The organism is Streptomyces sp. NBRC 110028 (assembly GCF_001417735.1).
Classification (GTDB): Bacteria; Actinomycetota; Actinomycetes; order Streptomycetales; family Streptomycetaceae; genus Streptomyces.
In genome coordinates this window covers 81922-96088 of the sequence record NZ_BBUZ01000027.1, presented here as the reverse complement: position 1 = coordinate 96088, position 14167 = coordinate 81922, and the positions used below count along the sequence as shown (strand labels likewise).

9 protein-coding genes are annotated in these 14167 nt (G+C 74.4%); 3 read left to right on the top strand and 6 right to left on the bottom strand.

The window, feature by feature from the left end:
- Window positions 1-6987 carry a type I polyketide synthase gene (locus ASC60_RS17630; RefSeq protein WP_055551979.1) on the bottom strand — a complete coding sequence of 2329 codons (6987 nt, stop codon included), beginning with the start codon at window positions 6985-6987 and terminating at the stop codon, window positions 1-3.
- Window positions 6988-7523: 536 nt separating this feature from the next.
- Entirely contained in the window at window positions 7524-7655 is a 132-nt protein-coding gene (locus ASC60_RS43745; protein ID WP_267892804.1) for a hypothetical protein, read from the bottom strand.
- A gap of 149 nt (window positions 7656-7804) precedes the next feature.
- On the opposite strand from ASC60_RS43745, the gene ASC60_RS39315 reads away from it, so the two are divergent.
- The gene (locus tag ASC60_RS39315) at window positions 7805-7930 is read left to right on the top strand and encodes a hypothetical protein (protein ID WP_079038453.1); all 126 of its coding nucleotides are present in this window, start codon (window positions 7805-7807) and stop codon (window positions 7928-7930) included.
- A gap of 8 nt (window positions 7931-7938) precedes the next feature.
- Here the strand turns inward: ASC60_RS39315 and ASC60_RS17620 are convergent, their stop codons facing one another.
- On the bottom strand, window positions 7939-8565 hold the full coding sequence (locus ASC60_RS17620) for an alpha-ketoglutarate-dependent dioxygenase AlkB (protein ID WP_055551977.1): 627 nt from the start codon (window positions 8563-8565) through the stop codon (window positions 7939-7941).
- Between the two features lie 492 nt (window positions 8566-9057).
- On the opposite strand from ASC60_RS17620, the gene ASC60_RS17615 reads away from it, so the two are divergent.
- The gene (locus ASC60_RS17615; RefSeq protein ID WP_055551976.1) at window positions 9058-9741 is read left to right on the top strand and encodes a GAF and ANTAR domain-containing protein; all 684 of its coding nucleotides are present in this window, start codon (window positions 9058-9060) and stop codon (window positions 9739-9741) included.
- Between the two features lie 250 nt (window positions 9742-9991).
- On the opposite strand, the gene ASC60_RS17610 is transcribed toward ASC60_RS17615, so the two are convergent.
- Both ASC60_RS17610 and ASC60_RS17605 read right to left on the bottom strand, forming a co-directional pair.
- Window positions 9992-11968, bottom strand: coding sequence for an aconitate hydratase (locus ASC60_RS17610; RefSeq protein WP_055551974.1), 1977 nt, complete (start codon window positions 11966-11968; stop codon window positions 9992-9994).
- Window positions 11969-12111: 143 nt separating this feature from the next.
- Window positions 12112-13044, bottom strand: a complete 933-nt coding sequence (locus ASC60_RS17605; protein ID WP_055551970.1) for a DMT family transporter — start codon at window positions 13042-13044, stop codon at window positions 12112-12114.
- Between the two features lie 68 nt (window positions 13045-13112).
- Between ASC60_RS17605 and ASC60_RS17600 the strand changes: the two genes are divergently transcribed.
- The gene (locus ASC60_RS17600; RefSeq protein ID WP_055551968.1) at window positions 13113-13967 is read left to right on the top strand and encodes a LysR family transcriptional regulator; all 855 of its coding nucleotides are present in this window, start codon (window positions 13113-13115) and stop codon (window positions 13965-13967) included.
- Window positions 13968-13979: 12 nt separating this feature from the next.
- Here ASC60_RS17600 and ASC60_RS42250 read toward each other — a convergent pair whose 3' ends face one another.
- On the bottom strand, window positions 13980-14135 hold the full coding sequence (locus tag ASC60_RS42250) for a DUF6131 family protein (protein ID WP_199830981.1): 156 nt from the start codon (window positions 14133-14135) through the stop codon (window positions 13980-13982).
- Window positions 14136-14167 lie beyond the last annotated feature (32 nt).

Genomic DNA, 14167 nt, shown 5'->3' with positions numbered 1-14167 from the left:
TCACCAGCCCGAGGCGGTGTAGACGACGGCCTGGTCCGGCTCATCGCCCCAGGCCAGCTCGCGCAGCAGCGCCAGCGCGCCCTCTTCGGGGTCGATGAGGGAGATGCCGCGCCGGGCGTACTCCCGGCCCAGCTCCGGGGTGACCATGCCGCCGTGGGCGCCGGCCGGGGCCCACGGCCCCCAGTGCACGGTCAGCGCCCGGCGGCCGGTGCGGGCCCGCCACCGCGCGCCGAGGGTTTCCAGGGCGTCGTTGGCCGCGGCGTAGTCCACCTGGCCGCGGTTGCCGAGGGCGGCGGAGACGCTGCCGAACAGCACCGTGAACGCCGGCGGTTCGGGCAGTTCCGCGAGCGCGTCCAGCAGGGTCCGGGCGCCGTCCGCCTTGGTGCCGAAGACCCGCCCGAAGGACTCGGCGGACTTCTCCGCGATCAGCCGGTCCTCGATGACACCGGCCGCGTAGACGGCGCCGTCCAGCCGCCCGTGGTCGGCGTGGATCTGCTTCACGGCCTGGAGGACCGCCGCGTCGTCCAGGACGTCCACCGAGCGGTAGCGCACCCGGCTGCCCAGCGCGTCCAACTCGGCCAGGGTGGCGGCGACTTCGCGGCCCGCGAGGATCCGGGCGGCCTCCCGCTCGATCCCGGCCGGTGTGGCGCCGCCCCGGGCGGCGAGCGCCGCGCGCAGCGCCGTCTCGTCGCGCGCCGCCGCGGTGTCCGGGTCCTCCGGGCCGGTGGGCTCGGGCGTGCGGCCGAGGAGTTCGATCCGGCAGCGGGCGGCGGACGCGAGGGCGATCGCGCACCGGGCGGTGATGCCGCGCGCCCCGCCGACCAGGACCACCACGGAGTCGCGGTCCAGGCCGAGCGCGGCGGCCTCCGCCGCGCCGTCCCCGGCGGGCCCGGCGCCCGAGGCGGCGAGCGGCCCGAGCGGGGCGTGCGTCAGATCCAGCCGGTGGCGGCGTCCGTCGGCGGCACGCAGGACGACGGGCGTACGGCCGGTGGCGGACAGCTCGTCGAGCAGCGCAGCGGCCACGTCGTCGGCGGACACGGGCGTGTCGGCGGCCAGCTCCACCAAGGTGGCGGCCGTGTCCGGGTATTCCCTGGCCACCGTACGGAACACCCCGCGCAGCCCGGCCGGGCGCGGGTCGAGCGGATCGGCGGTACGCACGGCGAGCAGCCGGCGCGGCGCGCGGCGCAGCGCCGCCTGGATCACGGCGAACGCCTCGGGCAGCAGGGGCCCGCCGGACCCGGCCAGCGGGTCGAGCAGCAGCACGCCGTCCACCGGGCCGTCCTCCTCGGCGAGCAGGTGGCCCGCGGCGAGGGTCATGGTCCGGGCGCCGTGCCCGGCGAGCCGGGCGGCGACCGCGTCGGCCACGCCTCCCGCGTCCCCGCCGAGCAGGGCGAAACGCCTGCCGGTGAGGTCGAGGGGCCCGGCGCCCTCCGGCTCGTCCAGGGGTACGGGCACCAGCCGCATCCGCCGGGGCGCCACGCCCGGCACGGCGGCGGGCCCGGCCACGGGTTCGGCCGCGGGCGCGGGGGCGGGCTCGGCAAGAGGCGCGGTGGCGGGGGCGAGGCGTGCCGTGAGCCAGTCGGTGACGGCCGCCGTCGTGCGGGCCTTGGCCAGCTCCTCCAGCTCCTCGTCGGCCAGCGCGGCGGTTCCGGCGCCCGCGATGCCGAGGCGCCGGGCCAACTCACCGGCGATCTCGGCGCGTTTGATGGAGTCGATGCTGAGGTCGGCTTCGAGGTCGAGATCGGGTTCGATCATGTCGACGGGGTAGCCGGTGCGTTCGCTGATGATCTCGGAGACCGCGCGCAGGACATCGGCCCCGGTGGCGGGCGCCGCGGCCGGTTCTTCCGGTGCCGGTACGACGGTGGCGGGCGCGACGGTGGCGGGCGCGGCAGCGGCCACGGGCTCGGCGGGCATGGGCAGCGCGGTGGCCGGTGCGGCCACGGGCAGCGGGGCGGTGGCGGCCGGGGGTGGCGCCGCGGGCCGCTCGCCCGGCGCCCCGCCGAAGTAGGTGAGCAGGACGTCGCGCTGGGCGGCGATCATCTCCCGGCTGGTTCTCAGGTATTCGGCGATCAGGGCGTCCCGGTCCCCGTATCCGCCGTCGCCCTTGCGCTCCGTCTGGCTCACCGTCGCCTCCACGACACGTCGGGCCGGTGCCAGCGCACCGGGGAGAAGGTCACCGTCCGCGGTGCGGACCAGTTGTCCGTCGACCGTCCATCCGGGCCGCTTCGGCGGCGCGGTGGACGCCGCGTCCACGGCGTCCCGCCCGCGGAACAGCCAGCCCGTGCGCACCGGGACCCCGGCGACGGCCAGCCGGGCGAGGGCGTCGAGGAAGCCACGCGGCCCCTCGAAGCCGCCCCGCCGCGCCTCGGTGCGGGCCCGTCGCGCGTCGCAGGCGACGGTACGGTGCGGCCGGTCGCCCAGGATCTCCGCCACCAGCCGGGTCAGCACGGTGCCAGGACCGGCCTCGACGAAGATCCGGGCGCCCGCCGCGTACATGGCCTCGATCTGTTCCTGGAAGCGGACCGGGGCGCCGATCTGGGCGGCGAGTTCGGCGCGGATGGCGTCCGGCTCCGCGCCGTGCGGTGCGGCGGTGCGGTTGGCCCAGACCGGGAACTCCGGTGTTGCCACCGCGTGTTCGGCCAGCGCCTCGGCGAAGCGCGGCCCGGCCCCGGCGACCAGCGGGCTGTGGAAGGCACAGGCCACCGAAAGCCGCCGGACGGTGTGCCCGGCCTCCCGCAGCAGCTTGATCGCGTCCGCCACTTCCCGCTCGGGGCCGGAGATCGCGGTCTGCCGTGGCGCGTTGTGGTTGGCGGCCACCACCTGGCCGGCGAGCCCGGCCTCCCGTAGCAACCGCTCGACGGTGTCGGCCGGAGCGGTCACGGCGGCCATGGTGCCCGGTTCGTGTCCGGCGGCCTCGGCGGCGTCCAGGATGGCGGCCGCCCGCTCGGCGCTGAGCCGGGGCAGGGTGCGCGGGTCGAGGGCGCCCGCGGCGCACAGCGCGACCAGCTCGCCGTAGCTGTGCCCGGCCGCCATGTCGGGCCGTACTCCGGCCGAGGTGAGCAGGGTGTGGGCGGCGAGTCCCACGATGCCCAGGGCGGGCTGGGCCACCCGGGTGTCGGTGAGGGCGGCGTGTTGCGCGGCCTTCCCGGCGTCGTCGAAGGCGGCCGGGGGGTACAGCGCACCGGCGTGGCCGGGCTCGTGGAGGAGGTGCCGCCGCAGTTCGGGGAAGGCCACGAACACGTCCGCGAACATCCCGGGCCGCTGGCTGCCCTGCCCGGGGAAGAGGAACGCCACCTTCCCCACCGGCTCGTCGGGCTCGGTGTCCGGGGCCATGTACAGCCCGTCGTCCCGCCCGCCCGGTCTCGGCGGCGGCCCGGCGGGCGATACATCGCCCGCCGCCACCCGCCGTAACCGCTCGGCCAGGTCGTCCAGGTCCGCGGCCACCACCGCCACCCGCACCGGTTCGTGGCCGGTGTCGGCCCGCCGGGAGGCGGCCAGCGCGAGGTCGCGCAGCCGCCAGGGCCGCCCCGCCGCGTCGTTGGCCTCGATCTGCCGCAGTGTCTCCTCGACCGCGCGCAGCGCCGCCGCCCGGTCGGCCCCGCGGAAGAGGAAGAGTTCGCAGGGCCAGGCGTCGAGCGTGTGCGCGGGGGGTGGGGCTCCCTTGCCGTGTGCCGCGAGCACCACGTGGAAGTTGGTCCCGCCGAAGCCGAACGCGCTGACCCCGGCGACCCGGTCCGCGGGCGCCGTGGCCCAGGGCCGCGCCTCGGTGTGGAAGACGAAGGGGCCGCGCTCCGCGTCCCACGCCGGGCCCGGCCGCGTCAGGTGCAGGGTCGGCGGCTTGACGCCCGTGTACAGCGCCAGCGTGGTCTTCACCAGCCCGGCCAGCCCGGCGGCGCATTTGGTGTGCCCGATCTGGGACTTGACGGAGCCGAGCGCGCAGCCGCCGGGGGCCGCCCCGGCCTCGGCGAACACCTCGGTGAGGACGGTGAGTTCGGTGCGGTCCCCCACGACCGTACCGGTGCCGTGCGCCTCGACCAGGCCGACCTCGGCCGGGGAGACCCCGGCGCTCGCGTAGGCGCGCTCCAGCGCGGCCCGCTGGCCCTCGGGGCGCGGGGCGGTCAGCCCGAGCGAGCGGCCGTCGCTGGAGGAGCCGACGCCCTTGATGACGCCGTAGATCCGGTCGCCGTCGCGTTCGGCGTCGGCCAGCCGCTTGAGGACGACGCACGCGACGCCCTCGCCGAGCGCGATGCCGTCGGCCGACGCGTCGAACGCCCGGGAACGGCCGGTCGGGGACAGGGCGTGGACGGAGGAGAAGAGCACATAGTCGTTGATGCCGTTGTGCAGGTCGGCGCCGCCGCACAGGACGAGGTCGCTGGTGCCGGCGGTCAGCTCCTTGCAGGCGACGTCGACGGCGGCCAGCGAGGACGCGCACGCCGCGTCCACGGTGTAGTTGGCGCCGCCGAGGTCGAGCCGGTTGGCGATCCGCCCGGAGATGACGTTGGCGAGCATGCCGGGGAACGAGTCCTCGGTGAGCCGGGGCAGCTGTTCGGCCAGAGTCTCGGGCACCTCGCGGAAGTACGACGGCAGGACGGCGCGCAGCGTCTGCGCGTTGGACAGGTCACTCCCCGCCTCGGCGCCGAACACCACGGACGTGCGCGACCGGTCGAATTCCCGGCGCCCGTCCCCGGGGTCGCCGTACCCGGCGTCGTCCAGCGCCCGGCGGGCGGCCTCCAGGGCCAGCAGCTGGACGGGTTCGATGCTGCCGAGGGAGGCCGGGGGGATGCCGTAGCGCAGCGGGTCGAAGGGGATGCGCGGCAGGAAGCCGCCCCACCGGGAGGCGGAGGCGCCGTCCCCGTCGCCGGTGTGGTGGACGGCGGGGTCCCAGCGCTCGGCGGGCACCTCGGTGACGGCGTCCACGCCGCCCACCACATTGGCCCAGAACGAGGCGAGGTCGGGCGCCTGCGGGAACATGCAGGCCATGCCGACCACGGCCACGTCCAGCGGCGCGGGCGCCGGTGCCGTCGCGGGGGCCGCGTCCACGCCCAGCCGTGCGCGCAGCGCCTCGGCCCGCGCGGCGAGGAAGTCCGTCGCGGCCGGGCCCACCGCGTGGTGCAGCGCGGCGATGGTGGTGGTGGCCGAGCGCAGCACCGCGACCTGCCCGGCCATGAACATGCCCTCGGAGAGCTGGCGTCGCTCGTCGGCCTCGGTCAGATGACCGTCGGGGCCGCGCTCCAGGCCCTTGCTGGCGGTGCGCAGCCGCCCGACGTTCAGCCGCTCCAGCCGCTCCCACAGCTCCCGGTCGGGGACGCCCTCCTCCCGCAGCCGCTGCTTGAGGGCGTGATAGCTCTCGGTGAAGGGGCTCGGCACGCAGCGCGTGGCATGGCCGGGGGCGGTCTCCAGCAGCGCGGTGCGCTCGGCGGCCAGCACCTGGCGCTGGAAGAGGGGTCGCACGGCGCCGTGGGCGACGGCCTCCTCGGTGAACAGGTACGCGGTACCCATCAGCAGCCCCACGGCGACGCCGCGCCGGGTCAGCGGGGCGGCGAGCGCGGCCACCATCGCGGCGGACCGTTCGTCGTGCACCCCGCCGGCGAAGTAGACCTCCAGACCTGCGCCGCCGGAGGAGTGCGCGGGGTCGTCGAGGAAGTCCTCGATGACCGCGAGCTGTGCCTCCCACAGCGGGAAGCTCGCACGTGGTCCCACATGGCCGCCGCATTCGGAGCCCTCGAAGACGAACCGCCGCGCCCCGCCCTCCAGGAACTGGCGCAGCAGTCCGGGCGAGGGCACGTGCAGATAGGTGGTGATGCCGTCCCGCTCCAGCGCCGCGGCCTGGGACGGCCGCCCGCCCGCGATGATGGCGTGGCTCGGGCGGATCTCCCGTACGGCATCCAGCTGGGCGCTTCTGATCTCCTCCGGGGCGAAGCCGAGCACGCCCACCCCCCACGGGCGGCCGGTCAGGGCGGCCGCGGCCTCCTCCAGCAGGGTGCGTGCCTGGTCGCGTCCGGCCAGGGCGAGCGCGATGAACGGCAGCGCGCCGTCCGCCGCGACGGCGGAGGCGAACCCCGCCTGGTCGCTGACCCGCGTCATCGGGCCCTGCGCGGTGGGTAGTGGGATCGCGCGGTCGTGTGCCGCATCCCGTACGGTGTCCTCCACGGCGCCGCGGATGGCGTCGGACATGCCCCGGACGGCGCGGCCGACGTCCTGCCAGCGCTCCGCGAAGCGCGCGGCGAGGAACCCGTCCTGACCCACCGGCAGGGGCCGCCCGGTGTGCGGGGAGCGGGCCCGCGAGCGCAGCGCGCGGTGCCCGTCGACGACGGTGGTCTCCGAACCGTCCATCGGCCGGAGCATCGCGGCGCGGTCTTCGGTGAGCCCCGATTCGGCGAGCAGTGCCAGCTGGGTGTCCAGGACGACCCCGGCCGCGCCGCCGATCACCGCAGCGGCGGCGGTGCGCGGGCCGATGCCGCCCCAGGCCCACACCGGTACGGACACCCCGGGCTCGGCCAGGAGCCGCTGGAGCAGGACGAAGGTGCTCAGTTCGCCGACCGGGCCGCCGCATTCACCGCCCCGGGCGATCAGGCCGTGTGCCCCGGCCCGGACCGCCTCCAGGGCCTGGTCCGGGTCGGTGACCTCGGCCAGGACACGGTGGCGGGCGGCGACGGCGGCGAGCGGCCAGGGCGCGCCGGCGCCGAGGACCACGGTGTGCGGCCCGGGTCCGGCGCCGTTCCCCGGGGGCCCGGTGTCCGGTGGTGCGGCGTACCGCAGATCCGCGGGCGTGAGGGGGCAGCCCGCCGTCACGCGCACCCCGTAGCGTCCGTCGGGCACCCAGTCGTCGACGCGTTCCCACGCGTCCAGTGCTGTGCGGCGCGTCGTTCCCAGGTCGAGGACGCCGAGACCGCCCGCGTGGCTGACCGCCGCGGCGAGGCGGGGGTCCGGTTCCCCGAACGGAGTAATGCCTATAACAAGATCGCCAGGATACGCAACGGATGACATGTTTTCTCCGGATAAATCGCTGGAGCCGCGAAAGGGAGATAATTCTGACATGCACGTCTAACGTACGGCTTGCGCCTTTTACACAGAACGACGCGGAGGCGAAATTAGCGATCCGGTTACTGAGCCGTCAACAAGTTGCGGGCGCCGTACCTGCCATGACGGGCTGGATCTCGCCATAGGCACACCTCTCTTCCTTTGTTAAATATTGATGTACCTTTCGTAAGCCACGGCGGAAGAGAGCGTGTCACCGGCGCCCCTTGTGCCCCTCGAATACACCATTTACCCAGCGGGAGTCCCACTGGGTAAACCGCTGGAGCAGGTGACTCCAGTTCATTCGGCGGAGCACATTCCGGATTCCGAATTCCCCGCACAGGCGGTGTGCCGCCGGAAAGTGCGGCCGGAATCAGCCCGCGGACGCGACCGCTCAGCTTCCCGGCGGCCGGGCCCAGGGCGCGTCGTCGAACGAGAGGCGGTGGGTGGCGGTGGCGGCGGCGTGGCCGCCACCGGTTCCGAACGGGCCTCAGCCGGCGGCGCGTTCAGAGGGCGTCGACGAGCGCCACGTAGACGGCGGTGCCGATGCCGACGCTCAGGATCGTGCGGCGGCCGAGGGCGAGGTGAACGCCCGCCGTGACGGCCACGGCGAGCAGCGCGTACGGCGTACCAGGCATCGGCGGCCTCCTCGGCGGGGCGGCGGGCGGTGCAGGCCGGCGGGTCGGCAGCAGGGCGACGAACAGCAGCAGCGCGGTGAACAGGGCGCACAGCGCGTCCAGGACCTTGATCGGCCCGGGCAGGGTCGCCCCCCAGGGCGGACTACTTCGTGCGGGTGGCCGTGGCCGGTCCGGCCGCCTACGAGGCCTTCCTGGGCCGGCACGCCATGACCATCCCCCGGGTCGAGAACGTCACCTCGCACTTCACGATGAAGAACCTCAAGCCCGCCCCGTAGCGGGGGTGTCACCCCACACCGGTGGGCCGGAACTGGACGCTGATCCGCGGGCCGGTCGTCCGCGAGGTCTTGGGGACGGCGTGTTCCCAGGTCCGCTGGCAGGAGCCGCCCATCACGATGAGATCGCCGTGTCCGAGCGGCCGCCGCACGGTGGCGCCGCCGCCACGGGGGCGGAGCAGCAGATCACGTGGCGCGCCCACGGACAGGATGGCGACCATGGTGTCCTCGCTTCTGCCGCGGCCGGTCCGGTCGCCGTGCCAGGCCACGCTGTCGTGGCCGTCGCGGTAGTAGCACAGCCCGGCCGTGGTGAACGCCTCCCCCAGCTCGGCGGCGTAGTACGCGCAGAGCGCGGCCCGGGCCTCGGTGAGGACGCGGTGGGGCAGGGTGTCGTCGGCGCCGTAGAAGGCGAGCAGCCGCGGGACGTCCACGGTGCGGTCGTACATCCGCCGCCGCTCGGCCTTCCAGGGGACGTCGGCGGCGAGCCGCACGAACAGGTCGTCGGCTCCCCGCAGCCATCCGGTCAGCAGATCGATCCAGGCCCCGTCTCCCAGCTCGGTCCTGCGCACCCCGCGCAGCGGGCCGAGCACGGCGTCGTCGGACTGGTCGAAGAGCGAGCCCTGGAGATACGCGCCCATACCGGGAGTGTACCCAGGTAATCGAGCATGTGTGCGATCACTCGTGGCCCGCCCCGCGTCGTGCGGCCGTGAGCGTGTGTGCGCGCCCGGGCCGGTACACGGTCACCGCGCTCTCCTCCGGTTCGGCGCCGCCGCCGCGCCGGGCGCGTGGCCGGCCGGGGCAGGGACAGGACGGCGGGAGCCGGGAGTTGGGAGCGCCCCTACCTTGCGCGTGGTCAGCGAGCCCCGCGGGAGTGTCAACCGCCTCGGCCGAACCCGGCCGACCCCTTGTGAGACGCGGGGGACATCGACGGAACGCGGTCAGGCGGTCGGCAGCAGCCCGCCTACCGCGACGCGGGTTGCGCCCTGGTCATCGACGCGGGCCGCGACGACGGCGCCGGCTCCAGCCGCGGCTGGGCGGCCAAAGGCCCGGCATCCTGGCGTACGTGGTCCGCCGCTCCCTCCAGGGCCCATGATGGTCGTGCGGGGATGTTGGCGAGAGAGACGGTGCACATGGACTGGGAGAGCTTCGCGGAGCAGATGGCCGTGATGGCGCGGGACCTGCTGGCGCAGGAGTCGGTGGACTCGACGCTGGACCGGATCACCGAATGCGCCGTGGAGATCGTCGAAGGGTGCGACGCGGCCGGGATCCTGATCCTCCACGGCCGACGGGTGGAGACCCTGGCCCCCACCGACGGTCTGGTGGTCCGCTCCGATCAGTTGCAGGAGAAGACCGGCGAGGGGCCGTGCTTCGACGCCGCGCTCCGCAGCGAGCCCGTCTACCGGATCAAGGACCTCGCCGAGCCGCAGGAGAAGTGGCCCGAGTACGGGCGCCGGGCCCACGAACTGGGCATCGGCAGCATGATGGGATTCCTGCTCTACACGAGGGAAGAGGAACTGGGTTCGCTGAACCTGTATTCACGGAGCACGGGCACCTTCACCAAGGGCAGCGAGACCGCCGGCTGGCTGCTGGCCTCGCACGCCGCGGTCGCGTTCTCCAGCGCCCGCACCGCCGACCAGCTCCAGCAGGCACTCTCCACCCGGCACACCATCGGTGAGGCCATGGGCATCCTCATGGAACGCCTCAAGATCGGTGAGGACGATGCCTTCAGCGTGCTGCGGCGCGTGTCCCAGGAGCGCAACATCAAGCTGCGGGACATCGCCCGGCAGATCTGTGAGAGCGGCGGTCTCGACTGACCGCCGAGCCGCCGAGGGGCGGCTCCACCGGCCCGCATTCTGGACCGGAAGAGCCTGGCCATCGCGTTCCCCCGGGGGATCAGCCGACGGCGTGGCGCGCGGGTACCCGACGCCCGGCCCGGTATGCACGCGCGCCGGGCCGGATGATGGCCGGTCGGCGGGCGGCCCTGTCGGCCGGTGTGCCGGTCGGCTCGTGTGCCGGTCGGCTCGTGTGCCGGTCGGCTCGTGTGCCGGTCGGCTCGTGTGCCGGTCAGCGGGCGAGCGCCGCGATGGTCCCGCCCGCGAGGACCGCCTCGCACTGCCGGGGCGAGAGCCGGTGGCGCAGCGGGTATTCCTCGTCCCGGGTGGTGTTGCGTACGCGGAGCGTGGGGTCGTCCGGCCGGGCCAGGGCCTCGTGCAGACCGGACAGCCGCAGCCGGTCGCCGGCCTCGACGCGCTCGTAGTCGCCGGGGGCGTCGAATTCGAGGGCGAGGACGCCGAAGTTGGCGAGGTTCTGCCAGTGGATGCGGGCGTACGACTTGGCGATGACCGCTCGTAGCCCGAGGTAGCGCGGGGTGATGGCGGCGTGTTCGCGCGACGAACCCTGGCCGTAGTTCTCCCCGGCCACGATGAGGTGCCCGGTGTCGTCCCGGACCGACGCGGCGCGCCGGGGGTAGTCGGGGTCCAGCCGGGTGAGGGTGAACTCGGCCAGCTTCGGGATGTTGGACCGGTAGGGCAGGGCCTTCGCCCCGGCCGGGGAGATCTCGTCGGTCGAGACATCGTCACCGGCCTTCAGCAGGACCGGGCCTTCGATCGTGTCCGGCAGCGGATCGAGGTCGGGCAGGGCGGAGATGTTGGGGCCGCGCCGCAGCCGGACGCGGCGGGCCTCGTCCGGCGGCAGCGGTGGCTCCAGCATGGCGTCGTTGACCGATGGCGGTTCGGGGGCGTGCGGGGTGGGAGGGGCCGCCGACAGCCGGTCGGCCCAGTCGCGCGGATCGGTGATGACGCCGGTCAGCGCGGAGGCGGTGGCGGTCTCCGGTGAACACAGCCACACCGCGTCGTCCTCGGTGCCCGAGCGGCCGGGGAAGTTGCGCGGGAAGGTCCGCAGCGAATTGCGCCCCGCCGCGGGCGCCTGGCCCATGCCGATGCAGCCGAGACAGCCCGACTGGTGGATGCGGCCACCGGCGGCGATCAGATCGAACGTGGCGCCCGAACGTGTCAGGTCCTGAAGCATCTCGCGGGACGTCGGGTTGATGTCCAGACTCACCCCCGGCGCCGTCTGCCGCCCCGCCACCATGGCCGCCGGTACGGCGAAGTCCCGGAACCCGGGGTTGGCGGAGGAGCCGATGACCGCCTGCCCGATGGGCTCCCCGGCGGCCTCCCGGACCGGCACGATGTTTCCCGGGGAGGTGGGCCGGGCGATCAGGGGCTCCAGGGACGACAGGTCGATCTCCTCGTCGAGGTCGTACGAGGCGTCCTCGTCGGCGGTGATCGGGACGAAGTCCTCGCCGCGCCCCACCCCCTCCAGGAAGCGGCGCACCGCGTCGTCGGAGGGGAAGACGGTGGTGGTGGCGCCGAGTTCCGCCCCCATGTTCGCGATGACGTGCCGGTCCATGGCGGTGAGGGAGGCCAGCCCCGGCCCGTGGTATTCCAGCACGCGGTGGACGCCGCCCTGCACCCCGTGACGGCGCAGCAGCTCCAGGATCACGTCCTTGGCGCTGACCCATGGCGGCAGTTCCCCGGTCAGCCGGATGCCCCAGATCTTCGGCATGGTGAGGTGGAGCGGCCGTCCGGCCATGGCGAGGGCGACTTCCAGGCCGCCGGTGCCGATCGCCAGCATGCCCAGGGAGCCGCCCGCGCAGGTGTGCGAGTCGGACCCGGCGAGTGTTCTGCCGGGAGCGCCGAAGTGCTGCATATGGGTGGGGTGGGAGACCCCGTTGCCGGGTTTGGAGAACCACAGGCCGAAGCGGCGGGCGGCCGAGCGCAGGAACTCATGGTCCTCGGCGTTGCGCTCATCGGCCTGCAGGATGTTGTGGTCGACGTACTGGACGCTGACCTGTGTCCGGACCCGGTCCAGCGCCAGCGCCTCCAGTTCCTGCATCACCAGGGTGCCGGTGGCGTCCTGGGTGAGCGTCTGGTCCACGCGCAGCGCGATCTCCTCACCCGGCACCATGCGGCCGGACACGAGGTGGTCGCCGATCAGCCGCTGCGTCACGGTGCCGTGTGCGTGGCCATGGGGCAGACCCATAGCGGTACCGCCTTCCCGGTGCGGCGCGGCCGGACCGTCCGGGGCGCCACCATGCGGGTTCCCCTCCCGCGGCCGCCCTACGGGGCCCGCCCCCGCACAGTCACCCGGACGGGCGCCCCGGCCGCGTGGCCGCGCCGGGGCCGTCAGGCGCGCGAGGTGAGGATGCTGAGCGCGTTGGCCGCGACGATGGCACCGATGCTCGCCCACTCCGTCCAGCCCAGGTTCTGGCCGAGGAGCATCCATCCTACGACGGCGGCGAGGACCGGGTTGACGCTCATGAAGAGCCCGAAGGTCTGGGCGGGCACGCGGCGCAGGGTGAACAGGTCGGCGAGGTAGGGCACGGCGGAGGAGAGGACACCGGCGACGATGGCGTACCCGGCCGCCCCCGGGGTCGGCGGGTGCCGCACGGCGATGACGATTCCGACGGGCAGGAACAGCAGGGCGGAGAGCGCGGCGGCGGCCGCCGACCCCTGCGCTCCGGGGACGCGGCGGCCGACGGTGCGGTTGAGCAGGATGTACGACGCCCAGCAGGCGGCGGCCAGCAGCCCGAGACCCAGGCCCAGGTAGTCGGTGGAGGGCCGGGGGCGCATCAGGGTGACGACGCCCGCCAGGGCGACCAGCGCACAGCACGCGTCCGTGCGGCGGTGGGAGGCGGACAGGGCGATGGTGAGCGGGCCGAGGAATTCCAAGGTCACCGCCAGCCCGAGGCCGATGCGGTCGATGGCGCTGTACAGGGACAGGTTCATGGCGCCGAAGACCAGGGCCAGCAGCAGCACCGGGCCCCACTGTTCCTTGGTGAAGGTCCGCCAGCGGGGGCGGCCGACGGCCAGCAGGACGATGGCGGCGACGTACTGGCGCACCGCGACGACGCCGGTGGCTCCGAGCACGGGGAAGGCGAGGGAGCCGATCGCGGCGCCGGTCTGGTTGGACAGGCCGCTGCCGGCCATGGTGAGCACACCGGCCAGCGGCCGTTCGACCGGTTTCCGGCCCGCTGGGTGCGGTACGTCCGGGGCGGTGTGGTGTGAGGAGGCGATCCGCTGGGCGGGGGCGGAGACGGGGGCGTGGGCTGCGTCCATACCCCGATCGTGCGGTCGCGGGACCGTTGCGCAAAATGCGTCGGACGACGCACCTATACGCTTGAGTTATGGATGTGGAGCTGCGGCAGTTGCGCTGTCTCGTCGCGATCGTGGACGAGGGCACGTTCACCGATGCCGCGATCGCGCTCGGGGTCTCCCAGGCGGCCGTGTCCCGCACCCTGGCCTCGCTCGAACGCGCCCTCGGGGTGCGGCTGTTGCGGCGGACCTCCCGGACCGTGGCCCCGACCGCCACCGGACTGCGGGTGGTGGCGCACGCCCGGCGGGTGCTCGGGGAGGTGGACGGTCTGGTGCGGGAGGCCAGGTCGGGCCACACCCGGCTGCGGATCGGCTACGCCTGGTCGGCGCTGGGCAGCCACACCCCCGCCTTCCAGCGCCGCTGGGCCGCCGCGCATCCGGAGACCGATCTGCACCTGGTGCGGGTCAACGCCACCACGGCCGGTCTGGCGGAAGGCGCCTGCGATCTGGCCGTGCTGCGCAGGCCCCTGGAGGACCGCCGCTTCGACTCCGCCATCGTGGGTCTCGAACGGCGGCTGTGCGCGATGGCGGCGGACGACCCGCTGGCCTCGCGCCGCTCCCTCAGGCTCGCCGACATCGGCGACCGCACGCTGCTGGTCGACCGGCGCACCGGCACCACCACGCCCGAGCTGTGGCCACCCGGCTCCCGCCCGGCCACCGAGGAGACCCAGGACATCGAGGACTGGCTCAACCTGATCTCCACGGGCCGCTGTGTGGGGATGACGGCCGAGTCCACCGCACACCAGTATCCGCGGCCCGGCGTCGTCTACCGGCCGGTGCGCGACGCCGAGCCGATCGCGGTGCGGCTGGGCTGGTGGCGCGACGATCCGCATCCCGCGGGGCAGGCGGTGATCGAGCTGATCACCGCGCTGTACCGCACGGGGTGACCATCCGGTCTCCTAGTAGAAGTGCCGGCGCCCGGCGACCGCGTGTCCGGCGGCGCCCAGGCCCCACAGGACCGCCCCGATGACGAGGAGGACGATTCCGATGGTCCACAGAATGGCGATACCGGTCAGCAGACCGATGATGAGGAGAATGACCCCGAGGACAATCATGGCAAGTCCTCCATTCTCGCGGGGAGTGCTCC